15 protein-coding genes and 1 tRNA gene are annotated in these 25,406 nt (G+C 44.7%); 5 read left to right on the top strand and 11 right to left on the bottom strand.

The annotated features are described in order from the left end of the window. Nucleotides 1–54: 54 nt before the first annotated feature. The 3 genes from MHI52_RS10150 to MHI52_RS10140 all read right to left on the bottom strand — a co-directional run bounded on the left by MHI52_RS10150 (nucleotide 55) and on the right by MHI52_RS10140 (nucleotide 2,943). Nucleotides 55–576: a MarR family winged helix-turn-helix transcriptional regulator gene (locus MHI52_RS10150; RefSeq protein WP_282322040.1), complete on the bottom strand. Its 522-nt coding sequence runs from the start codon at nucleotides 574–576 to the stop codon at nucleotides 55–57. Nucleotides 577–620: 44 nt separating this feature from the next. Continuing rightward, complete coding sequence (locus MHI52_RS10145; RefSeq protein WP_282322041.1) at nucleotides 621–1,430, bottom strand: alpha/beta hydrolase; 810 nt, start codon at nucleotides 1,428–1,430, stop codon at nucleotides 621–623. Nucleotides 1,431–1,893: 463 nt separating this feature from the next. Then, nucleotides 1,894–2,943: an LLM class oxidoreductase gene (locus MHI52_RS10140; RefSeq protein ID WP_282322043.1), complete on the bottom strand. Its 1,050-nt coding sequence runs from the start codon at nucleotides 2,941–2,943 to the stop codon at nucleotides 1,894–1,896. A gap of 152 nt (nucleotides 2,944–3,095) precedes the next feature. On the opposite strand from MHI52_RS10140, the gene MHI52_RS10135 reads away from it, so the two are divergent. Continuing rightward, on the top strand, nucleotides 3,096–4,511 hold the full coding sequence (locus MHI52_RS10135; protein ID WP_282322044.1) for a PLP-dependent aminotransferase family protein: 1,416 nt from the start codon (nucleotides 3,096–3,098) through the stop codon (nucleotides 4,509–4,511). Between the two features lie 137 nt (nucleotides 4,512–4,648). Here the strand turns inward: MHI52_RS10135 and MHI52_RS10130 are convergent, their stop codons facing one another. Next, nucleotides 4,649–7,075: a flavocytochrome c gene (locus tag MHI52_RS10130; protein WP_405158959.1), complete on the bottom strand. Its 2,427-nt coding sequence runs from the start codon at nucleotides 7,073–7,075 to the stop codon at nucleotides 4,649–4,651. 13 nt (nucleotides 7,076–7,088) lie between these two features. After that, complete coding sequence (locus tag MHI52_RS10125; RefSeq protein ID WP_405158958.1) at nucleotides 7,089–7,703, bottom strand: NADPH-dependent FMN reductase; 615 nt, start codon at nucleotides 7,701–7,703, stop codon at nucleotides 7,089–7,091. 180 nt (nucleotides 7,704–7,883) lie between these two features. Between MHI52_RS10125 and MHI52_RS10120 the strand changes: the two genes are divergently transcribed. Together MHI52_RS10120 and MHI52_RS10115 are read left to right on the top strand one after the other, a co-directional pair. Beyond that, nucleotides 7,884–8,813 carry a LysR family transcriptional regulator gene (locus MHI52_RS10120; protein ID WP_101313357.1) on the top strand — a complete coding sequence of 310 codons (930 nt, stop codon included), beginning with the start codon at nucleotides 7,884–7,886 and terminating at the stop codon, nucleotides 8,811–8,813. A gap of 9 nt (nucleotides 8,814–8,822) precedes the next feature. Continuing rightward, nucleotides 8,823–9,761, top strand: coding sequence for an FAD:protein FMN transferase (locus tag MHI52_RS10115; RefSeq protein WP_405158957.1), 939 nt, complete (start codon nucleotides 8,823–8,825; stop codon nucleotides 9,759–9,761). A 144-nt stretch (nucleotides 9,762–9,905) separates the two neighbouring features. Here the strand turns inward: MHI52_RS10115 and MHI52_RS10110 are convergent, their stop codons facing one another. Then, the gene (locus MHI52_RS10110) at nucleotides 9,906–17,924 is read right to left on the bottom strand and encodes an immunoglobulin-like domain-containing protein (RefSeq protein WP_405158956.1); all 8,019 of its coding nucleotides are present in this window, start codon (nucleotides 17,922–17,924) and stop codon (nucleotides 9,906–9,908) included. Nucleotides 17,925–18,344: 420 nt separating this feature from the next. Between MHI52_RS10110 and MHI52_RS10105 the strand changes: the two genes are divergently transcribed. Continuing rightward, entirely contained in the window at nucleotides 18,345–21,965 is a 3,621-nt protein-coding gene (locus MHI52_RS10105) for an S-layer homology domain-containing protein (protein WP_405158955.1), read from the top strand. 237 nt (nucleotides 21,966–22,202) lie between these two features. Here the strand turns inward: MHI52_RS10105 and MHI52_RS10100 are convergent. Both MHI52_RS10100 and nrdR read right to left on the bottom strand, forming a co-directional pair. Beyond that, nucleotides 22,203–22,275: transfer RNA gene (locus tag MHI52_RS10100), tRNA-Ala, on the bottom strand. A 185-nt stretch (nucleotides 22,276–22,460) separates the two neighbouring features. Then, the gene (nrdR, locus tag MHI52_RS10095; protein ID WP_036609807.1) at nucleotides 22,461–22,928 is read right to left on the bottom strand and encodes a transcriptional regulator NrdR; all 468 of its coding nucleotides are present in this window, start codon (nucleotides 22,926–22,928) and stop codon (nucleotides 22,461–22,463) included. A 116-nt stretch (nucleotides 22,929–23,044) separates the two neighbouring features. On the opposite strand from nrdR, the gene MHI52_RS10090 reads away from it, so the two are divergent. Beyond that, the gene (locus tag MHI52_RS10090) at nucleotides 23,045–23,266 is read left to right on the top strand and encodes an alpha/beta-type small acid-soluble spore protein (protein ID WP_017689472.1); all 222 of its coding nucleotides are present in this window, start codon (nucleotides 23,045–23,047) and stop codon (nucleotides 23,264–23,266) included. An 82-nt stretch (nucleotides 23,267–23,348) separates the two neighbouring features. On the opposite strand, the gene MHI52_RS10085 is transcribed toward MHI52_RS10090, so the two are convergent. Genes MHI52_RS10085 through MHI52_RS10075 form a run of 3 tightly spaced genes read right to left on the bottom strand, consistent with a single transcriptional unit; the run spans nucleotide 23,349 to nucleotide 25,288 of the window. After that, nucleotides 23,349–23,912 carry a lytic transglycosylase domain-containing protein gene (locus tag MHI52_RS10085; protein WP_405158954.1) on the bottom strand — a complete coding sequence of 188 codons (564 nt, stop codon included), beginning with the start codon at nucleotides 23,910–23,912 and terminating at the stop codon, nucleotides 23,349–23,351. Further along, on the bottom strand, nucleotides 23,909–24,505 hold the full coding sequence (gene coaE / locus MHI52_RS10080) for a dephospho-CoA kinase (protein ID WP_405158953.1): 597 nt from the start codon (nucleotides 24,503–24,505) through the stop codon (nucleotides 23,909–23,911). The genes MHI52_RS10085 and coaE overlap by 4 nt, the downstream gene beginning before the upstream one ends. 9 nt (nucleotides 24,506–24,514) lie before the next feature. Then, nucleotides 24,515–25,288 (bottom strand): manganese efflux pump, encoded by a 774-nt coding sequence (locus MHI52_RS10075; RefSeq protein WP_370511433.1) that lies wholly within the window; start codon nucleotides 25,286–25,288, stop codon nucleotides 24,515–24,517. Nucleotides 25,289–25,406 lie beyond the last annotated feature (118 nt).

The following is a 25,406-nucleotide window of genomic DNA, read 5'->3' as shown; positions in this document are numbered from 1 at the left end:
ACTGTATGACGGACATTCGCGGAGGGAATGGGCTGGTGCCCTTAATTTCTAGGTTCATGTTTCAGAGGAATCAATTCTGATTAACTTACGCGCTTCCTGTTCTTTTTCACCATACCAGACGAGCACGTCAGCAAACAAATCCATGATGCGAACAAAGTTCTGCTTATCCGCTTCTGAAATCTGATCTGCATACTTGAAAATCTCATCAAAGCAAAGTTCCCTTACAAATTCGGTATACTTCGCATATACCTCGCGACCTTTCTCAGAAGGTTTGACGTATATGTCTTTGCGGTTGCCGCTTAAATGAAATTTTTCGAGCAGACCTTTTTCCGTCAGATTCTTCACGTTCTTGGAAAATGTACTGCGGCTTACGCCCAGGCGTGCTGCCATTTCCGACATCTTCTCTTCCTTGTCCTCGGCTTCCAGAATGTATTCCAGCGTCTGAATCTGTGAAGCCGAGAACATCATGTCTGTACCATAACTTCGCTGCAGATTATACGTGTTTGAGTACGCATTACCGTATTTGATAATTTTCTCAATCAGTTCCCGATGGTCGCCCATCCAATCTAATTTCATGCGTAATCCCTTTCATATTCAGATTCTCTCTTACTCTACTGAAATCAGATTCGTTTTTCAATCCATGTAATTGCTTCTTCAATCACATCATCACGAGTCGGTTCATTAAATATCTCATGCATCAGATGAGCATAAATTTTAAGTGTTTTATCCGTTGAAGCGATATCTCCGTAAAAGTCACGGGAATCCTTTTCGCTGACCAGTCCATCATTTGCTCCATGCAGAACAAGTACGGGATCTGTAAATTGCTTGGCGTTCTCCTTCAGCCATGTTATGCCATTTCCAAGACTATTAAATAAATCTACAGAGATCTGTTTTTCAACCAGTGGGTCCTTGGCGTAAGCGGATACAACTGCGGGATCACTACATACGCCACTGCCCAGCTCATTCGGGAAATACGTGCCTGTAGGAAGTTCCATCGGCAGTTCTCCGGCAACTTTTGTATTGTAACGAGTGAGCGCTCCGGATAGTACGATGCCCTTGACCTTGCCTGAATATTTCGTTCCAAAGGACGAGGTTGCAAAACCGCCCATACTATGTCCGATGACAAACAGCGGAAGATCGCCGCTCTCTTGCAATGCCGCCTCGACAATGACATGAACATCTTCAATAAGATGATCAAACTTTTTATAGAACGTACGCTGTCCCTCAGATCTGGCATGACCACGATGGTCGAAGCGATACACGCTAAACCCGCGCTGATTCAGCTTCTCTGTCAAATAATCGTAGCGCCCTGCATGCTCAGCTAGTCCGTGAACAATAACTACAGCGGCTTTTGCATCACTAACTAAATTTTTACTAGAATATAGGCGAGTACCGTCAAAAGATTCGATTGTTGTTTCAATTATACTCATAATATTTCCCATCCCTCTCGTTACGCTCAAGCACCAAACAATTAAAATTCTTTAGCACAGGGCGTTATTCGTATACTTAAGAATGAAGTCCTTATAATTATATTTGATAAGAACAATATAGTTTCTTATAGAAACAATATTATCACCGTCGACATCCCTTGTCTATATTAAATTAAAGCGCTTACACGAAGACTGTGTCATACCTTTGGCATCATTCCTGATCTGCTGTATCGAGTCGATTTACAGCTTCATGCACGCACGCGGACTAAGCTACGCATTCGCTACCTGAACAATCCATAACGAAAAAAACGCCATAATATATTTCGTAATGACGTCTTTTTCGTTATGGTACCTAGGGGATCGAACCCCTGACCTTATCGCTGCCAGCGGATCGATCCTCTTCTGATCGTTAACAGAAATGAGGAGAAAAGCCATCTGTGTCATCGGGCAATAATTTTATGCTCTACCACCCTGTAAACAATGGCTTCGGACTCACATGCGTAGGAAAGAGAGGCAATACCTCCTCTGCCAACTCCTGAATCACCTCAGCAGGAGGCCGACTCGAAAAATGAATGCCTAGTGCAGCATGATTAACGCCGACTGTTCGCCATTCCTCCAAAAGCTGAATCAAACCTGCCCGACCTGTACGTAATATGTACCCACCTCGAAGCGGTGTTCGAGGATAATTGACATCTTCCACCAGATCAATCCATTCGTTGGTCATATGCGGCTTAAACATGCCATTAGGTATTTTTTCACGCCAGGCACTAATCTTATGGCCAAGCATCTGAGGACCAGATTCGTTTGCCGTTGCTTCGGGATACGTGAGCCAGCCGTCACTGTTCTTCGCAATCCAATCTAAAGACTGCCTGCTTGAGCCTGTCACAACGAGCGGAATACCACCAGTTGCTGGTTTCGGGAGCAATTCAAGCCCTTTCAATTGACCAAGAGAAGATTGAATTGCGCCAGTTCTATCCTGTATAAGCTCACGAAAAAACTCCACCGTCTCCCGGAATCGTACATCACGATGCTCTCCATCTATCCCATACGCCGGAAACTCAGCAGGACGATCACCTGATGCAATGCCTAGTACAAGTCGTCCGCCCGAAAGTACATCAATGGATGCGGCTGCCTTGGCTAAATCAATCGGATGGCGAAGCGTGAAGATCGCACTTCCTGTTACTAGGGAAACGTTTTGGGTTCTTGCAGCAAGGTAGGCCAGATAAACAAATGGATCGAATACCTGCCCGGCATCTCCAAATCCAGGATCAAATAGAGGGACATCTCGCACCCACACGGCTGCAAAATTTCGTTGATCAATGCTTTCCACGAGGTCAGCTTGACCTTTTAGAACATCCATGTGACCTTTATAAAATTTTAGTGGTAAAAACAGCCCTATTGTTAATTGGTCTGGGGCAAACATACGGCGGAAACCAGGGTGTTGATTGAAGTTTTCTACCGTTTGTATTGACGGATTTTCTATTTGTTCCATAACATCTATAGGTTTGCTCATTTCTTCTCCTCCTAAAACAATAGTAATCCAGTGCACTGATATCTTTTCAATTCGACCGGAACTGATATAATTGTAACCATCGATTGACCCCATAAGTAGTGACAACTCTCAACAAAATAACAGGGTCAGTTCTGGCAACGAGGAGGATTAGCATGATTGATTTGACATTATTGTTGAACAGAGAGTCTGGAGAACCGTTATACGCTCAGCTTTATCACTATATTAAAAATGAGATTTTGAACGGAAAGTTACCAGCCGATAGTCGTCTTCCCTCTATTCGTTCACTATCCAGTCACCTCCACATTAGCCGTAATACAGTCGATATGGCCTATCAACAGTTATTAGCCGAAGGTTATGTCCAGAGCAGACCTAGAAGTGGCTTATACATAATGGATTTGAAGCTGGAAGCATTGCCCTTGTCCCATGTAGTGAGTAAGGATTGGTTGGAAAACAGTATTCAGGATAGCCCAGAGATTCGATACAATTTTCGTTATGGTGACGTAGATGCCGAGCATTTTCCATTTGCCACTTGGCGCAAGTTATCCAATCAGAGCTTGCTCCAGAACCAAATGAAGTTGTTCTCTTATGGCGATCCTCTTGGAGAACCGGGACTTCGATCTGAAATTGCAATTTACCTGCACAGCTCTAGGGGAGTAAATTGTTCACCTGATCAAATTATAATTGGAGCTGGTGTTCAATACCTGCTCGGTGTGTTATCTGGATTAATAGGTAACGTTAGTCATGGTATCGCGATGGAAGACCCGGGATATGACGGGGTTCGGACGGTTTTTCAACATAAAGGTCTAAACATTCATCCTATTCCGCTGGAAGCAGATGGTCTTCATATCCATAAGTTATACAAAAGCAATTCCCGCATCGTCTACATTACACCGTCACATCAGTTCCCCTATGGAATGGTCATGCCGCTCGCCAAGAGAATGCAATTACTGAAATGGGCAACAGACCAGAATGGGATCATTATTGAGGACGATTATGATAGTGAGTTCAGATATGTCGGCAAACCGATACCTTCCCTGCAAAGCCTGGATACTCAACAGCGAACCGTTTACCTGGGGACATTTTCAAAGTGCCTTCTTCCTTCATTACGAATTGCATATATGGTTCTACCACAGACCATGTTAGAGCTACACCGTAAACAAGACTACCGATTATATGATCAAACGGTCTCTCATTTTCAGCAGAACACCTTAGAGCTGTTTATGAGTAATGGACATTGGGAAGCCCACATTCGCAAGATGAGGAAGGTATATCGACAGAAGCAATTCACACTTATTTCAATGATTCAGAAGATGATGGGTGCTCAAGTTACCATCATTGGTGAGGATGCAGGACTTCATATTTTGTTGCGTGTACATAACGGAATGGATGAACACAAGCTGATTGCTACTGCTGAGAAGGAAGGTGTTCAGGTCTACCCGGTATCCCCCTTTTGGGCGCAACCAGCTCAAGCGGAGCAATCCATGGTTCAGATTGGTTTTGGTGGATTGAGTATTGAGGATATTACAGAAGGTGTATATGCCCTTCACCGGGCTTGGTTTGGGGTCTGAGAACATTCGTATTACCACGACCACAAAACCAAACCATTTCCACATCGAAAAAACCCGCAAAACACTCGAAAATCCTTGTGTTAAGCGGGTTCTTTACATATGGAACCTGGAGTGATATATATTTCTTAGGTTACATTCTAATCATTCATCTCATCAACAGCAGTCTTACCAGCGATTCGTCCAAAAGTAAATATATCCGTCAAGGCATTACCACCTAAACGGTTGCCTGCATGTATACCTCCTGCAACTTCCCCAGCGGCATACAGATGTGCAATCGGCTGACCGTTTTCATCCAATACGCGAGTTTGGGTGTCGATCTTGATACCACCCATTGTATGGTGAACTGCCGGTTTTCTAGGTGTGGCATAGAATGGAGACTTCTCGACTTTTAAACTAAACGTATCCTTATGGAACTCCGGATCAAAGCCCGCATCCACATATGAGTTATACTTATCAATCGTATTTCTAAGAACTTCAGGTTCCATATTGATTTTCACTGCCAGTTCTTCTATGGTATCGGCTCTAAACAAGGTACCTTCTTCGACTTGACGGTCTATCTTTTCCTGGCTTGTGTTCGCTGCCGTTTTCTTGATCTCGTCATCCGCAATCAGGTAAAATAAACTTCCCTGCTCGATAGCAGCTTTCGTTAAGACATCTCGTCCAGAGAATTCATTAACAAATCGTTCTCCCTTTTTGTTAACAATGACAAAGTTTTCAGGCGGTACTTGCAGTCCACTGAAGAGTTCGCCCGTATCCGGATCGGCTACAGGCATCATTTGAGTGAAGCCCATGCCTGTCAGCGCTGCTCCTGCACTTTTACCTAGCGATATTCCATCACCAGTCATCGCATAGGAATTTGTTGTTTTGATATCATCGTCAATATGGCTCCAGTATGTGTTGTATTCCTTGAGCATCTGTGTATTTGCACCAAAACCGCCGCTGGCAAGCACAACGGCTTTGGCATGAATGGTTATTTTCTGACCATTGACACCTGTTGCGATAACACCTGTTATTTTTCCATCTTCGATGATCAGTTGTTTGACCGGGCTATCTGTAATAATTTTTCCTGAATGCTCTTCTACATATTTGCTAAGCGCAATGATAAAGGCAGAGCCATAACTTTTGACAGGTTTATGGCCACGACGCCAAAGGGCACCCACTGGAGCAAATACGATACTCTTATCATACTCAACCCCGATATCCTCAAGCCACGTTACACTTTCCAAGGCACGGTCTGTAAGTACTTTGACCAAATCGTATTGTCCATAGATCATGCTCCCATTCAGGTCTGTACGTTTGCCCCCAAAATACGTTTGCATTCTGTGAAGAAGTGGGGAGTCGAATAAATAAGCCTTTTCTGTGCCGAACTTATCCTGATATGCAGTAAACTCTTCTTTGAGTGCATGGAAATCATCTACATATTCTGGATGGATCAAGCTCTCATCGGTACTTAATAAATTCTCAATCGTCTGTCTTTCCCCTGGATTCTCAGTGAACTGTTGTTGCCATACAGGATCTGCAGCATTGACAGGACCACCTGAGCGGATCGTATTCCCCCCAACAGCAGGATATTTCTCAAGTACAATCGCACTTGCTCCTTGTTGTAAAGCTGTAGCAGCAGCACTGAGTCCTGCGCCACCTCCACCTACAACGACCACATCGCAAGTGTATTCTTCGTCATCTTTCATCTGGCTGCTAGCAGGTTTTGGACGTCTTTTCAGGATGTCAGGATTCACTCCGGCAAGCTTAACCGCTTTGGCTACACCATTGATGACAGCATTACTGGTTTCAGAAGCACCTGAGAGAGCATCTACATTCAGCGTCTGTCCCTCAATGATTTTATTCGGAATTCTTACAAAAACAACATCGGCGATGCCTTCGGTTTCACCCTTCGAATCGATATCGATGCTTTCAATTCTATTTTCACTAAAGGATACCTTCATCGGCAGATTGCCACTGTGACCTATAGCATTGATCTCATACACACCGGGATTATAAGTGAATTCTTCTTCTTCGTTCAGCTGATTTGAAATTTTGGCAAACCGAAGGAACCGCAGGAAACATGTTTCCAGGAAATCGATCGTTCCTTCATTGTTCAGGTTGCCTGATTCGTCAAATGCTTTATGTGCGCTGCCAAGCAAAAATTCATACCCTGGCATCACGTTAGCTTCGACACCTGGTGCATCCAGAATTTGACGAAGATGCAGCTGTGCACGCGAGGAACCTTGTGTTCCCTGTGACGCACCTATGATCATCACGGGTTTTCCAGCCAGCGGATGGATTTCAAAGCTCAACCATTCCAGCAGGCTTTTAAGGGATGAAGGGATGGAATGGTTATATTCTGGAGTCGCAATAATGACACCATCACTTGCGATAATTTTTTCATTAAACAATTGTAGAATTGCACTGTTTGTTTGGTTATCGGACTGATTAAACATCGGAACATCTGTAACATCGAGGATTTCAATGGCTGCTCTGGACTCAAAATGCTTTTGTATGAATTGAAGCAGCTTGCGATTATACGATTTCTTTGCATTTGTGCCAACGATTGCTATGATTTTCATTGTGATTAGCCCCCTACTCTTGCCAGGAAAATTTTTTCGTTTTTTTCTTCAACGTCCTTTTGGATAACAGTTCCGTAGTGATCTCCGTAAACAAAATAAACTCATTGAAGATTTCGTCAAGCTCGGCCACTTTTTGAGCGTCAATAAGATTGCCGCTGTTATCAAATGCACTCTGGGATTTTCCCAAAAGAAACTCGCTACTAGGCATCATTCTTGCACCAAGCTCAGGCGAATCCAGTATTTGTCTAAGATGGGCTTGTGCCCTGGAAGAACCGAGTGCACCATGTGAAGCACCCACAATCAGAACAGGCTTGTCTTTCAAGGTTTGAGTGGTATAACTGATCCATTCCAGCGCACTTTTCAGAACGGCAGGGATTGCATGGTCATACTCAGGAGTAGCGATAATGACACCTTTCGCTTTAGAAATTTGATCTAATAAGTCTTGTACCTTCACAGGAATATCAACTTCAGCATCCTCTAATTCATCTTTTTCAATAAAGGCAGGCAAATCCTTAATTTCAAACAAGTCAATCTTGGCTTCACTAGCAAAATGCTTTTGCATAAATTGAAGCAGCATGCGGTTAGTTGACACATCCGAATTTGTGCCCACGATAGCTAAATAGTTCATCGTAATCCCCTCTCTGTCATTCGAGATGATGTTCGTAACTGTCAGGCTCAATCTTTCGGCCTAACTCTAACATATCAAAGCTCAAATGATCTAATAGTTATTCATTGCAGTTTGATAACTAATTTGTTATAATCACCTCAAATTCAAAGTTTGTTACTTTTTTCACAAGGGGTGAGGAACATGTCTAAGTTAGAATCTCAAGATATCTTGTGTTACATTGACAGCCTATTAAAATACAGCAACTATAGCAGGGCCGCACAATCCCTTTACATATCTCAGCCCTACCTCACAAAGGTTATCAAAAAAATCGAAATTGAGTTGGGCTGTGAGCTAATCACTCGCAACAAACTTCCGTACCGATTAACCGAGCAGGGGAAAATATATTATCAATACTTAACTTCACTCGAAAATAGCTACGCCAAGCTTATTAGGGAAATCTCATATGTATCGGATATTGGCAATAAGGTGATACGGATCGGCATTCTTCCGAGCCTCGGTGTGTACTTAACGCCCCTTTTTTTACCAGATTTTCTCGAGCTTCATCCTGCTTATAAAATTAATCTTGTCGAGGATTTACCTGAAAAAAATGAGAAACGTCTCCAAAATAATGAGCTGGACTTCTGGATCGGGCAAAATTCAAGCAGTATCTCCCCTAACTTGAACTCCTTTAACTGGGGCAGGCACAGTTACCAGGCCATCATTCCGCGTTGCTGCGAATTATATCAAGAGAATGTTGCAGTCATCCCGGAGGGCACGATTGAGATCAGCACCATTTTGAATCAAAAGCTTATTCTAACGTCCAAGGGTTCGGCAATCCGAAAACAGATTGATCAATTGCTCAGTGTCTACAAGGTACAGCCTAATATCGTTATGGAAAGTAATGAAATCTACACTGTACTCAAGCTTGCAAAGCATAATTTAGGTTTGACCTTTGTGCCTGAAAGCATCCATATCAAGGAGTGCCCTTCGGAATACAACATCTATCCAATCCCTCTAGAGAAGATGAGTCTGGATTATTTTATAGCCCATCATGGAGCAAAAAAGCTGAATAGTGTGGATCATGACCTCATCCATACTTTTCTCAATCACGGACAACAATGTGCAATATAGGAGGCTATCATGAAATTTTTTACGAGAACGATACCGCTTATGGGAACTAACATATCCCTCTATATCAAGGGGACAGATGCTGAAGAGCTTGCCGAGCAAGCCGTGAATATGCTTGTCCATTATGAACAAGTGTTTAGTGCCAACAGTGAGCAATCGCAGCTTGCCATGCTAAAAAAAGAAGCCGCATCACATCCGCTTAGAGTAGACAAGGAACTGTATGATCTTATTAAGATAGGCAAAGAACACAGCCTGAATAAAGATTCATTTTTAAATATAGCGATAGGGCCTTTGATCAAATTGTGGAGAATTGGTTTTCGCGAGGCACATGTGCCGGAGGATACCGAGATTAAAGCAGTGCTGGAGCTCTTGAATCCGGAGCATATACAGCTTGACGATGAGCTGCAAACGGTTCATTTATTCAAAAAAGGCATGGAAATCGACCTTGGAGCGATCGCTAAAGGTTATTTTGCTGATCAAGTTATGTCATTTTTCAAGAAAAACGGAGCTACATCAGCTATGGTCGATATGGGCGGCAATGTTCTGGTTCATGGCGATTCTCCCACCGGGTCCAGTCACTGGAAAGTTGGAATTCAAAATCCCTTTTTACCTAGAGGAAATGCAGCAGCACTCGTTAGTATACGCGAGCAATCCGTTGTTACATCAGGAATATACGAGAGAGTTTTAGAGAAGAAAGGGGGTCAGTACCATCATATATTTAACAGCGGAACAGGCTATCCAATCGAAAGTAATATCGCTTCTTTAACGATTATTGCGGATCGATCGCTCGACTGCGATATATATACTACAGAATTATTTGGGTTAGATGCGGTCTCCATTATTCATAAAGTTAATAATATGAAGGATATCGAAGCTGCCGTAATCACGACGGATGGAAAACTGGCCTATACCGATAATCTTAGGGGCAGAATTGAGCCCGTATTAAGGTAAAGTTAACAGCTAATTCTTTAGGCCAGGATCTAACGGCTTTTCCTGCTCACTGATTAAACAGATAATAAAGTGGACGGAACAAGTTCTTCCGCCCAACTTTATGATCTGAGTGAATCAATAGCAACTGCCTTATAATTAACGTGTCTACATCAAACCCAACACATTATAGATCATCACTGCTGCTTCTGCACGGCTGGCATTCTTCTTCGGTGCAAACTCATCGTTACCTACACCGTTTATTATGCCTGCTCCCTGTATTGCCTCTACCGCTTGCTTCGCATAACTTGCGATGTTTGCTTCATCCTTGAAGGCTGTAGCTTCACCACTTGCTAACGCCAGTTGCTTAATTTGGACAGCCTTGTATACCATAACCGCCATATCTTCTCGCGTAATGTTCTCATGAACTCCGAATCGTCCATTTGGCTTCCCGTTCACAATCCCTAGCTTCTGCGCGGTTGCGATATTTCCATGGTACCATTTTCCTTGCTTCACATCACTAAAACTTGTCGTTGCGCTCTCATCCGATAACTCAAACAACTTCATCAGCATGGTGATGAATTCTGCTCTTGTCACTTGACCATTCGGATTAAATTCGCCGTTGCCTACACCCTTCACAATGCCTCTTGCTCCCAATGCTGAGATCGCATCCTTCGCCCAATCTTGGGTCACATCCTTAAAGCTCGTTGCAACATACGCTACCGTATACTTGCTTAGATACGTTGGCTTGAACTCTACTTTTCCTGTCGCTGCATTGTATTTACCATTCGTCACCACTCTTAGCTCTCCGTTGTCCTTCACATCGTATACAACGACGTTGTTTGGATTTTCGTTAGCCTTTAGTGTGTATGGCAATTCAATCACGAGATCATCTCTGCCATCAAACTCTGTAAGTTTCTTACCATCAATCGTTAGCTCAATATCGTATACGACCTCACCGTTCAGCTGAGCTTGTGCGCCAGCTGGCAGTTGATTAGCTGCGATTTTCTTAATCGACAATCCTAACGTTTTCCCTGCACTTGTTCCTGTTCCAAGCAGTTCGGTTGCCACGGTTACGACTGCAGAGCCTGTGTTGATCTCGATGAGATCTACCATAGAAGCTCCACTTGTTAAGCGCGGATCTACTGCTAGCTCAATCGTTAGCTCGTTCAAGCTTGCATCAGCTTCAACTTGCATGTGTAACTTACCGCCTGTCGTTTGATCAAGCGCACGCTTCATTGTATCCGCACTTAACTTCACTTCAGAAGTACCGCTCTCATTTACAACTGGTTTAATATTTATTTGGCCGTTGTCCATGACCACTGGCTCACTTCCACCTGGAGCTGTTGGTACTGTAGGTGCAGGAATGTTACCGTCACCGCCACCATTTCCATTACCACTGCTTGGTGCAGCCGGTTCAACCAATGGTGTTACCGTTACCGTAGCGCTTGATGATAAACCACCATCCACTGTAGTTACTGTAATCCTTGCTGTTCCTGGTGCCACCGCTGTTACTTGACCTGTCGCACTTACAGTCGCTACAGCTGTATCGCTAGAGCTCCATGTTACTGCTTTTTTCGTTGCATTAGCTGGTGTTACCGTAGCTGTCAATTGCCCTGATTGACCTTCTACGATTGACAACGTCGTTTTGTCCAAACTAATTCCGCTAACGGGTACGTTCTTCCCATTGAGTGCATCATACTCACTTTGTGTAATTGGAATTACCGTTCCGTGACGCGGACTAGCTGGTAAGTTGTAGTTAGAAGATAATGTCCAGACACCTGATGCAAGATTTGTTGTCTCGAATGGAACATAACCTCTTCCACCAAACTCATCTACGAATAAATACCATTTTTCATCGGTATTCGATTTGAAGATCGTTGGACCCTCAACCCATTTGATGTTACCAACGCCTTGATTAATCATCTTGAAGGTTGGATCTAAGATCGAGTCACCCACCTCTTGGAAGATCATCTTACCAAATGGTGCAGAAGCTCCGTTGTTTTGCTCATCTTTCGTAAAGCGATACACTTTTCCTTCATGCTCAATCATCGTTGTGTCAATGATTGAATATCCATAATCCAAATATACTTGCGGTTCAGTAAACGTATAGAAATCTCTTGTCTTGCTATACATCATTTTTTGATAAGCATCGCCTGTATGGGATGCATCATCAAACATTCTTGATGCCCAAAATACGATATATTCACCTGTTGTCTTATCGTACATAATTTCTGGTGCCCATGTATTACCCGCTTCTTCCGGTGCAACCTCTACCATGCGTTGATCTGTCCAATTGACTAGATCATTCGATTCCCACACCATAATGGAACGACTGCCCCATGTCTGTGCTCTACCCCAGTTACCATTGCCGTTAATTTTCAGATCGGTAGCGATCATGTAGAACTTATCACCTTCAGGCGAACGAATAATGAACGGATCACGTACACCCTTCTCCCCTAAGGTAGAGATCAATACAGGTTTACCATTATTCAATTCTCGCCAGTTCAACGGATCATTGCCGTTACTTAGTGCAAAGTAAACTTGCTCACCTGTTGCAGTACCTTCTCCAGTGAAATATGTGAAAAAGTATCCCGCATAATTTTCATCAGCAGGCAGTTCCTTCACCTTCGCAATGAATTCCTTCGTAGTGGATGCTGAATTCAACTTAATCGTGGCTGTAAGCTTCACATCTACATTTCCACTACCGTTTACCGGACGTTTTACTTCTCCAGTAACTGAAACGACGTTTGGTTGTGCAGAAGCCCAAGTAATCGTTGTTCCATATAGACCAGATGTTGGTAATGCCAGATGACCTCTTACATCATTAATGTTATGAACGACTAGCGCTGCTTTTGCTTCATCTACAGAAGTGACATCGTTTGGCAATGCCTTAACCGTCAACTGAAAAGTTTTGTTAACTGTCTCTGTACCATCTGTAAATACTGCTGTTAACGTTACAACTTGATCACCTGTTGCGTTAGCTGGTCTGGTTACGGCACCTGTAGTTGAGATGACATTCCCCTTATCTGAAGTCCAGCTTATTGTTGTGCCATAAACACCTGATGTTGGCAATGTTACATTGCTTATAATCGCATCTTTTGATGCATTAGAAGCAAGAAGATCATGAATCGTTAATTTCTCTGTCGCAGCTGATACAAGCATGCCCTCCATCAAAGCAATCTTCTGATCTGAATGAGCCTTAAGTGATGTAATATCTGCCGCAGTCATAGCACCATCATAGATTTGGAAGTCTGCAATCAACCCGCCGAAGTATGGATCAGCTGTATAGAATGACTTACCGATGGTTCCACTACTGCCTGAAGTATTTTTTATTTGTTCTAGTGTCATTCCATTCGTCGAGCCTGATGCAACAGCAACACCATCGATATAAAGCGTTAGTGTACCATCCGTGCCTGAAACAACAGTCGTAATTACTTTCCATTCATTATTCTTTAAGCCTGTGGTAGAAGTTGAAGACTCATTATTCCAAGCATTCGTCGCGATACCTAGGCGAGCTAGACCGTTAGCGTTATAACGTGGTGTGAAATACGTATAGTGGGTATTATTGTTTGGTCTTCCTAATGCATATAACCACTCGGCAGCGTTTTTACCGCTCCAGTTCACAATGGATGAAACGGTCATATCCGTTAATCCATCGAGAACTCCTTGTGGCAGTTCTACATAAGAGTTCGTTGTGCCACCAGTAAAGCTTAGTACACCAGCATCTTGTGTACGAATCCATTCTGCTTTAGACGGATTCATCCATTTTCCATTGAAGTTTCCTGTTTGGTCAATAACCGTTGCACCATCAATATCATCCATATTGTAGTGAAGAATGAGCTCTGCCCCAGATGGCTGCTCTACTGGAGGAGTAACGTCTTCATCAGCTAATGTTGCAATCTCATCAACGGATAATGCACGATTATAAATACGGAAATCATCCAATTTACCATCAAATAAACTATGAGAGCTGTTTCTCGATTTACCAATATAATTCATCGTTGTTTCCAGTAACATTCTCGGCTCAACGTTAAATGTCGAGCTACGTTTAACCTCTTGACCATTCACATACAATACGGCATCAAATTCATCCATTGTAATTGCAACATGTTGCCAAGTCTTCGTTGGAAATAACCCGGAATTTCTCACCGCATATTTATATTCTGATCCTAGTCGCGTGCTGTCATTGCTAAATTTCTCTGTAAAAGGTGTTACCACAGCAAACTCTAGACTACCTGTATCACCTTGTGTACTCAAGTACATGGTGTTGCGGTTAACCTGTCTGCCTGTTTCGGAAGCAAAATCAAATATTCTTTGATTTGCTTGATTTCTGTCCATTTGAACCCATGTAGAGAACGTAGCCTTCTCAAGATTCAAGGATTGAATCAAGTTATCTGGCAGCTTCACATATCCTGTTGATCCATTAAGCTCTAGTGCACCACCCGTTTTACCAATGCGATCCTCTTCATTAATCGTTGCTCCACCTACTAGTGTTGCGTGATGACCGTTGCCAGAAATGTCATTCACCGTTGTACCATTCACTGTATTTGCATCGAATGAGTAATGTACAACCGGGTCTGTTGATGGTGCCGGACCTTTCCATGCATACTTCTCTTGCAAAGCATCATACTCTGCACGTGAGATTGGAATTACCGTCCCGTGTCGTGGTCCTGGCGGCAGTGCATATTGATCACTACTTAATACATTGTTCATATATTGCGTGCTACTATCCAGATCTGTTGTATATCGAACATGATATGGCCATGAATCAAGGAACAGATACCATTTGTCTTTATTATTATCTTTAAAAATCGTTTGCCCTTCGTTGTTTCCATTATTTCCGATCAAGCCAAGTTTATTATCACGTGTACCTGGAACAGCGTCGTATTGAAGGCCGTTTGCTGCAATACCGTCCTTGTCATAATAAAAAGTTGGTGCTTTCTCCACATACACTTTAGTATTCACTTCTGATTTGGTGAATCGGTACAACATATCATTATGCTCAATAAACGTTGTATCAATTGTTGGAAGTGACTCATCAATCATGACCTTTGGCTCAGAGAAGTTGTAGAAGTCTCTTGTTGTTGCGTAGTACATCACATTGTACTGACCTGCCGGTCTTCCGTTATAATCACCATATGTCTCTGTGTTTTTCATCGATGATGCCCAAAATACGATATACTCTCCAGTTACTGGATCATAGATCGCTTCTGGTGCCCACGTATTTCCTCCAGTCTTAGGAGCAACCTCGATCATACGCTGCTCGCTCCAATGAACGAGATCCTCCGACTCCCAAATCATCATGTAATGACTACCCGTAATTTGAGCTTGGTCGAAATTTGTACTTTCGCCCATTTTCAAATCGGTTGCCAGCATATAGAATTTATCCCCTTCTGGAGACCGTATAACGAATGGATCCCGAAGTCCTTTTTCACCCATATCAGATTGAAGGATCGACCTACCATTATTCAGCCCTTTCCAGAACAATGGATCTTCTGCTGTAGCGAAGGATATCTCTTCACCACCCTCATATTCACCTGTAAAGTACGCAAAGAAGTAAGCATCATGCTGTACTGGCGCAATTGCTTGTTTAATCGTAACGTTAAACGTAAGCTCTTTAGAAGCTGCACCATTCGTAATTGTAGCTATTAGCGTAACGGGCGTATCCGTAGCTTGACGGCTTACCCAGCCTAGCTGTGTAGCGTTACCAGCCGCTTCAGCCGTTCCTTTAATAACTGCCGGTCTGCTAGATACCCATGTAATTGTGGAGCCTTGTTCACCTGTAGCAACAAGACGTAAGTTACCTTTAATGTTGTCAGCATTGTAGATCTCTATTTGTTCAGCGTCCAGATCAACCTTCTGCTGATCATCGAATTGCTTCAAGATCGTAACAGGGAATACAGCTGTAGTTGATACGCCTTGATACGTTAAAGTAGCCGTAAGCTCTGCCTGAACATTACCTGCTTGAACAGCTGGACGTTGTACCGTGCCATGGTTAGAAATGACAGTAGGATGACTAGAACTCCAAGTAATGCTCACGCCGTTTTTACCGCTTGTTGGTAATGTAACGTTTCTTGTTATCTTATCGGTACTCTTATCGCCTTCACCTAAGTAACGACTGATTTCAAGTTGATTCGCGGCATCATCAACAGTGAGCTGACGTATTTTGGAGATGTGAGTTGCTCCTTCTTGTTGATATAACTCGCCTACTTCTTGCTCTGTCAACGCGCGATCATATACTTGAAAATCAGCAACGCTACCTTGAAGATATGGATCGTTTGAGAAGATTGATTTACCGATAAAGCCAGAGAAAGTAGCATCCGGATTAATAATTTCTGACAGCTTTAGTCCCTTTGCATTACCCGCAGCAACCTTAACTCCATCCACGAATAACGTTATCGTATTTCTAGCTTCGGACAAGGACACCGTTACATGCTTCCACTGCCCACCGATAAGGTTTGAGTTTGCGCTACCTGTAACTAATGCTTCGTTCGGCCAGCCATTTTTAGAGATACCTGTAGCAATCATATTACCTGATCCACTACCGTGACGTGGTGTTACGAAGAAATATTTGTTCGTTTCTGGTGTTAATACAGTACCCAAACCGAAGATCCAGCGATTCGTCCCATCATTCGTCCAGTTCACGATTGAAGATACTGTAATCTCATTCAGACCGTTTAGTAGATCTAGTCCATTTGAGCCCTTAGGAATCTCAACATGCCCACTATTAGATGTAGAGCTTCCACCATTGAAGGAAACAAAGCCAACCTCACTGTTTGAAATGAATTGTCCATTGTTTGGATTTCTAAATATTCCGTCAAATGTAACTGCCTTATTGGCAACATCCTTCAGTACGAGTTGACCGTCTACTTCTTCAGTTGTCTTCATGTTGTAATGAAGAATAAGATCATCTTTTAGCGATTTTCCCTTAACGGTAACGGCTGATGTAGCTGTAAACTCTCCATCTTCAGTCTGTACCGTAATTGTGGCTGTACCTTCACTAACAGCTGTAACTTTACCCGTTGAATTGACAATCGCTACACTGGCGTCACTAGATGTCCAGATAACTCTTTTATTCGTTGCATTTGAAGGTGAAATAGTAGCCACTAATGTCTCGCTGTCCCCCACTGATAAAATAAATGTAGGTTCATTAAGCGAAACATTCTTAACGGCAATCTGCTCAATAGAGTAATCCTTAGGTAGTAAGGTAACCATGAACTCCTTCGTTGCCTGGCTTCCACCCAAAGAAATGGTTGCAGTTAACGTGACTTGTTGTTCCATTTCTCGTAAGAACACTTCCCCAGTTGGACTGATCGCACTCTCATCACTAGAAGCCCATGAGATCATTGCGCCATTCTTATCTTGAGTAGGCAGTTCAAGAGATTCTGTAACTGCCGATATGTCTCCTAACGTTAACTCTATTTTGCCTTGTTGTACTTGCTTTTCATTAAACGATTGTTCATATACTACAGCGATATCTTCATTATTTAGTGCCTCTCCGTAAATTCTTAAATCTTGAAAGCTGCCTGCAAAAGTAGCATCCCCTAAATAATTGGAGCGCCCGATGTAAGCATGCAAATCCGTACCAAAACTTGCTGTTGTTTTCTCTTTGGCGGTCGTGCCTATACTTACACCGTTAATGTAACCTGTAATAGAGCTTTCTGTAATAACCGTTGTATAGTGAACCCATTGACCTTCGTATGGTGACGTAGAAGTGCCTGATACTCCTACCTCAGTCGTCCAAGGCTGGTCAACATTATTGTTATTCGTAAATACTGACTTAAAATCACCACTTGGATTCGATGGATTAAACATCCAGTAATTCGTTGGCAAGTTATTGCCAGCTGCTGGAGTACCGTAGAATAACGCTGAGTAGTTCCCACTTCCAGTGTTACTCTTGATCCATACAGATATCGTTGTATTTTCTTGATTATCAAACAAACCCGTAGGAAGCTGAACGTAGTTTGTATTACTATCTGTTCCCCCAGGTAAAGTGAGACCATCCTTGTACGTAATGTTTCCTACCGCCGTTCCATGCTTTTCATTACCTGATATATCCTGTACATCCTCAAGCAATGGATAATGCGCCAACATCGTTGGTGTTATTGTGTCCGCTGAAGCTTGATTGCTAAATGGCAGAATAAGACTAAAACAGCTACTAAAGGTCAAAAGAAAAGCTAACATTATGATTGATATTCGCTTCCGCATAGCATTCTCCCCTTCGATTAATTTTCAGAAGCATACAACCCATATCTCTCACCTTTAAAACCAGACCACCTCGCTCAAGGAAATAGAGATACGTTTTAAAAAAAAAGAATGCGCTTACATTTCTTCTCATATTACGTCTTCAACACTTCCAATTCAATGTACTATCTTGTTCATAAGGTGGATTTTTTTATTGCAATTCACGCAAACTTCAACACTATCCCTGTACTTCGAAGTAATCGTTTTCATTCTAAATATACTCTATGTTTAAATTAAAGGATTGAACGCCTGATATACATAATATATATAGTTGGGCGCTTGTCATATGGACAACGTGTCCGAAAACGATGCGGTAAGCCGTGGGCGCACCGGATCGAAAAATAAGGAGGATTTTCATTTATGCCAAAACGATTTAGCAGAATGCTCGCGTTCCTCTGTTGCTTGGTAATGGTGGCGTCGCTATCGCCTACCAGCTATGCCGCCGCCACTGACAACATCGAGAACGCAGAAGCGAATGAAACACCCACCGCCATTTTTGGAACTCCCGAACTCGGGTCAAACGACCCACTCTGGGGCCAGACCATGGAGCATCACATCAACAAAAGCACTGTGCCCGCCGATCCCAGACCCCATGCCACGGGCACAGCCAAAATCCTTTGGGACCATGACTACCTGTATTCCCGAGTAGTTGTGAATGACAGTAATCTATATCAGGGAGCTGGCGGAGATCACCAGTACGACAGCCTGGAGTTTTATGTCGGCACCGGAACCGGAGGCTCAAACCAATGGCGCGTCAGCGCGACGGGTGTGTTCTCAGGGCAGGCCGCTCCGGGCAGAGCTGCATGGACCCAGATCACGGAAACAGGATATATCGTGGAGATGAGAATACCCAAAAGAACCTTGACCTTGGAGGAGGGAAAGCTTACCTTTGAGGTTTATATTAATAACTCAACGGGAAAGGGCGGTGACCGCTATGAAGTCGTTTCCTCTTTTGGAGTTCCAGACGCAGCTTATACCAGCGCTGATTCATTTACAGACAGCCTGCAGCTCATCTCAGCCAATGAAGTGGACACCAGATTATCAATTACCGCCACTGCCGGACCGGGCGGCTCAATAATGTCGAACCCACCCGGCGATGTGCTGAGAGTAGATCGGGGCTCTAACAAAGAAATTACGTTTACTCCCGATTCCGGCAAAATGGTGGATACTGTAACGGTAGACGGCGAGACCGTGACTCTATCTGCTGGCACTTATACCTTTTCGAATATTGAGACTAACCATACCATTCATGTAACATTCAAGAACGATCCGGACGCGGGGATACTTCCCTTTATCGTATGGAATGACAACTTCGCCAGTGGCGAGTACACAACGGCTGTGATCATTGACTTAGGCGAGGGGAAGGCAGCGTTAGGCTCCGAGCTTAATCCGGGCTTGTTTACCATGTCAGCTAGGAACACAACCCTGAACGGCGAAGCGGTGACCTTTGAAGGACCACGCAAAATCACAAGGGTATACGCTAATGACGAGCCAAAGGTACGCGGCTATGTGGGGCAGGTCAGCAATTCACCGGATTATCAGGACGGATTGGCAAGTGGCCGTTACATCGTAGTTGAGTCTGAGTTTTATTCAGCGAGCGGCGGCAATACAACGCTGGATGGCAGCAGTAACTCGACAAAGCAGGTTTACAACATCGTCCCAAACGGAGAGATCGTACTGACAGAAGGGAGTCCACTTCTCAACGTGGTTTTTGAACAGGAAAAAGTTGTAAATCCTATCCTTGACAAGTTTACAACATTCACGGACAATTCGGTCAATCGCTCGCTCTACCTTCACAAGGGTGAAGACGGTAAAGTGGTCAAAGGATTGCCGCTGTATGTTTATACCCACGGCATGTCACGCGGCGGCACAAACGCTGCGACAGACCAAAAAGCGGCCATGAAATCCGCCAACGGCTCAGTCGCTCTAATGAAAAAGATGGAGGAAAATCCTGACAAGTACGCCAGTCATGTACTGAATATTTCCTATAATGGCGTATCTGTTCCCTCAACAGAGAATGTTAAGAATGTCATAGACGCCCTGATTGCCAGCGGCGAAGTAGACCCTAACCGTGTTTACGCGGCTGGCTTCTCATGGGGCGGCCAGTATACAAACAACTTAGTTAACAGCCATCCTGGCTTCTTCGCCGCCGCTGCACCTATGGCCCCGGTAAGCGGTTCACCGAACGCTAATGCTAATGACGCTCACAACACCTTGGCCTATTGGATGTTTTTAAATACTCATAATGTTGGAGGCTACCAGACTAACCTCAATAATTTCATAAATAACAATATGCCGAAAATGATCAACGCGAGGGCTTCGCGCTTTGAGAGTAATGAGGTCCTTACGTGGCCCTACAATCAATTTGATCAGCCGAATCTGAGGCCGAATCCGGCCAACACACCTGTTCTGGCTGATTACATAGCGCACGAAGTTGAAGCGGCGGTTCTTTACAACCAGATAACTATGGGGGATTGGAGCATAGCTCCCACGGCGCAGTCCTCTAACTTGCCGGCTTGGAACAATGACTACACAGACGTCTTTGATTGGATGTTCGCGCAGAGAAAACCGGTCGTGCCAGGTGCTCCGAGCGGCTTCAAGGCGACAGCCGGTGACGGACAGGTCACATTGAACTGGACCGCCCCTGCTGACGACGGTGGCAGTGCGATCTTGGGCTACAAGGTATGGTATGGCAACGGGACGCCGATCACACTGGATGCGACGGAGACCAAATATACCTTCAAGAACCTGACAAACGGCCAAGGCTACAACTTCACCATCATCGCGGTAAATGCAAAGGGCGACGGCGCGGAGATCAGTGCGACGACGACGCCGATGAAGACGACGACTCCCACTGTGCCTGATTCTGGTGGCAATACGGGCAACACCGGAAATACCGGCAACATCGGTAATACGGGCAACACTGACAATACGGGCACCGGGACAGACGCTGGAACGTCGAAGTCGAACTACACAGTGAATACACCGAAGGATAAACCCGCGGTCACAGACAAAAACGGCAACACCACCCTCCCCGGCGGTGGCGAGATTGCGACCAAAGGCGGGACCAAGATTAAGGTACCCGAAGGCACAACGATAGACTCAAACGGTAAGGTAACCATTCCGGCAGACAAGAGCGCCGAAGTGACACTACCCGGCGGCAACAGCACAGTGATCATTTCGGGAGGCTCGACGATCGCGAGCGACGGTACGGTTACAGTAGGCGGCAAAGACGCGCATGTGAACCTGCCAAACGGCAACCGTGTGGATATCCACGGCGGATCGAAGATACGAAGCGGCGGAGCGGTTGTGGTAGGACCGAGCGGCGCAAAAGTTAGCTTAGACAACGGCATGTCGCTGAACATCCGTGAGGGTACGGAGCTGGCGGTCGATGACGCCACCCCACTGGGCTTCCTCGTGATATCGGGCAATCCTTTCAGGGATGCCAACATGGACGACTGGTTCTACAACTATATGAATTTCGCCTACACATACGATCTTTTCAACGGCACGACGTCCACGACGTTCTCACCCGGCACCGCAATGACGCGTGCAATGTTCGTGCAGGTACTGGCCAATCTTGAGAACGTAAACCTCTCCAGCTACACGAGTTCCCGCTTTAACGACGTGACGGACGGACAATGGTACACCGCGGCAGCCGAGTGGGCAGCCGAAAAAAGCATAGTTAACGGTACAAATGCAGACCTGTTTGACCCCAATTCACCAATGACGCGCGAGCAGATGCTGGTGATACTGTACAACTACATGAAGTACAAAGGCTATGAGATACCTGAAAACCACTCTAAGTCCTTCACGGACGAGAGTGAGATCAGCTCCTGGGCGTTGGAGGCCGTTCAGGCACTGCGGGCCATCGGCATTGTAGCAGGCAAGCCGGACAACTTTTTTGCTCCCAAAGCCACCGCCACCCGCGCCGAAGTAGCCACGATCTTTGTAAGGTTCATCGAATATCTGGCTAACTGAAAGCGTATACAGAAAAATAAAGCCCCTTCCGGCTGAACAATATCCAGCCGGAAGGGGCTCCTTGTTTTCAAACTGTAATTTTTTTGACAACTCCACAGTCAGGACTTTAAACCCTCTATTTTTGCATCTAGAATATTCGTCCCCAAGTCCAAAAAATTCTAATTAATTAATGCATGTTCTGATTTATTTCACACACAAAAAAACGCCATCACAATAATGTGATGGCATTCTTGATTATGGAGCCTAGGGGGATCGAACCCCTGACCTCATCGCTGCCAGCGATGCGCTCTCCCAGCTGAGCTAAGGCCCCAGGATATGAAATAGATAACTTGTCCAGCACTGCTACGTTCCACAGGCGACTCCTATATCATATAAAATCCAGCTTTCGCTGTCAATCACTTTTTCAAGATCCAAAGTGATTGGAGAAGAACAACCGATTTCTCTGGTACACACGGACTGGAACTCCAGACTGCTCTTCTCCCTTTACCAACTTCACTAATCCTCCAGATCGTCTTTGGACAACAGGGATTTCAGTTCTTTCATGAACATATTGATATCTTTGAACTGGCGGTATACCGACGCAAAACGGACATACGCCACTTCATCGACTGGAAACAACTGTTCCATCAACAGCTCACCAATCTGGCGACTCTCAACTTCAGCATCGGCTGTATTACGCAGAGATTTCTCCACTTCAGATACCATCATCTCCAGGGTCTCTACGGAGACTGGACGTTTCTCACAGGCACGAATAAGCCCGCGGAGAATTTTGTCCCGGCTGAACTCTTCACGACTGCCATCTTTCTTAATGACGATCAGTGGAGTCTCCTCAATCATCTCAAACGTTGTAAATCTTCGGGCACACTGCTCACACTCACGGCGACGACGAATGGATTTTGCTTCGTTGGCCGGACGCGAATCAAGCACTTTGGTACCCATATAACCGCAATAAGGACACTTCAAAACAGATCACTTCCCACGTTTTACTTTTTACCACATATTCCCTGTACTGATTTTGTAATGAAAAACGCATTGCCGACACATAATACTTTTACCAACCCGCGAGGAGGTGAACAGCAATGGCACAAAGCAATGGTAACTCCAACAACTTGGTGGTAACTAAAGCTTCCGCAGCACTCGAGCAAATGAAATATGAAGTTGCTCAAGAACTCGGAATCAGCATCCCACAAGACGGATACCAAGGTAACATGACTTCTTACGAGAACGGTTCGATCGGTGGATACATCACGAAGCGTCTGGTAACAATTGCAGAACAGCAATTGGCAGGTCAATACCAATAATATCTGCATCGTAATACGCTACACAGAGGAGCATGGAGCGGCCGGTGAATAACCGGCCTGCTCTGTGCTTCTACTTATATACTTAGAACGTATTATAGATCTTTACATACTGATTATAATAGTAAATGACTCTTTGTACATAGTGACGCGTCTCACCAAACGGAATATCTTTCACCGTATCAAACGATCCATCCCATACACCATCTCTAAGCCAACTGTTCACTTTGCCTGGCCCCGCATTATAGGCAGCGATCATAACTGCTTCATTGCCATCGAATTGATCAGACAGATTCCGCAGATACCATGTGCCTAATTGAATATTTCGTTCTGGCTCGTGCTTTAATTCCTCCAGCGAAGTGTCGGGAATTTTGGCTTGTTCCAGTATCCAGTTCGCCGTGTCCGGCATCAGTTGCATGAGCCCAATGGCACCTCGTTTGGATTCCTTGCTTGTCTTGAAATTGGTCTCCACCTTGATAATGGAAGCAATTAGAAACGGATCAACCTCATAGCTCTGAGATTGGGCACGGATCTCTTCCTTATAATGTATGGGATAGAACCATGCCATCCAGTTTGTATTCAGAAATAACACCAGTACAAAGGAAACAAACATCAACAGCAATACACGTTTCTTACGCGATATTCTCATAACAAACCCTTACGCTGTAGATACGAGTCAATTTGCTGTTCCGTCTCAGGCCATAAGCCGCTGTTATCGATGACAATGTCAGCCAGCTGTTTTTTCCGCTCAATATCCATCTGTACATCCATTCGAGCCTCAGCCTGTGCTGCAGTCATTCCATCCCGACTCATCAAGCGATCTCGTTGCACCGATCTCGGGACATATACAACCATGACTTCCTCGAAACCGTCCTCCAGACCTGATTCGTAGAGCAAAGGAATATCAGATACCACAAGTTTATCCGGATGTTGCAACGCGTATGCAGCAGCCCGTTCGCGCATCTCTCTTCGGATCGCCGGATGTGTGATAGCCTCCAATGCCTTTCGTTCCTCTGGTTGTTGAAAAACAATACTCCCAAGCTTTTTCCGATCCAGTGTTCCATCTTCGTTCAGTATGGCTTGTCCAAACCGCTTAACAGCGGCGGCCAACACGGGATGCCCGGGCATCATAACTTCCCGGGCAATAACGTCTGCATCGATGAGCAACGCTCCCTTACTGGCGAGATAGGCGGAAACACTGCTTTTGCCTGTCGCGATCCCGCCGGTTAAGCCTATATTCATCGTTTCACCTCATAACAACTTCATTATTCCCATAATCATTAACATTAGCGCTGGCAATACAGACAGTCTTCGCATCCAGCGCAGAGCTGAGAATCGTAGGCCAACCTTCATGCCGAGTGACAGAAACGCCCCACTAAACAGTGCAATAATGAGTGCTGTCCATAGTGTAGGGAATCCCAGAAGTGCCGCTCCCAAACCTGCTCCAAACGCATCCAGAGACAGGGCAATACCCAGCCACATCGCTTCTTGAGCAGATATACTCCCCGAGTTATCCATATCCGCCTTGGAGGGACTGCGAAGGATCTGAATGACAACGCCCAGCTTGCGCAGCTCCAGTGTAAATACCATTCGTTCCAGTGATCCATTTGAAGCCGACTGCTCCAGATCCAGTGCGAGCACCTGATTCCTGCCCTTTGAATCCGACAGTCTCTCTTGTGCTTCTCCCACTCCAGTTACCTTTGCTTCTGTTCCCTCACCCATTCCAGTGTCTGTTTCCAGCTGTTCTTTGCCTTGCTTTCGAATTAGTTGCAACAGTGACCATGCACCAATACCTATCAATATAACGGCTCCCACGATCGAAGCGATATCCGGTGACACCACATGGGACAACAACACACCTACTTGCATCGACAAGGCAATAACCAATCCTGAACAGATCGAAATAACAGCGATAGATAACAGGGGAATCTTAGTCCTCCGTAACCCATATGTAATCCCGACTCCAAAACCATCTAAACTAAGCGCCAAAGCAAGCGCCAGCAATGAAATAAAATGATGCAGCACCCCGGACTCCTCCTCTGTGCGGTACTCGTGCCAACTGAAGATGCCAGTATGGGTATACGCCCGCTTAATTCTGCCATATCAGTATATGGAGGGAGGAATCCAAGGGTGCTATGATTTC

The organism is Paenibacillus sp. FSL H8-0283 (assembly GCF_045040675.1).
GTDB lineage: Bacteria > Bacillota > Bacilli > Paenibacillales > Paenibacillaceae > Paenibacillus > Paenibacillus amylolyticus.
The sequence above is the reverse complement of the archived record's forward strand: the minus strand, read 5'-3'. Positions and strand labels throughout refer to the sequence as shown.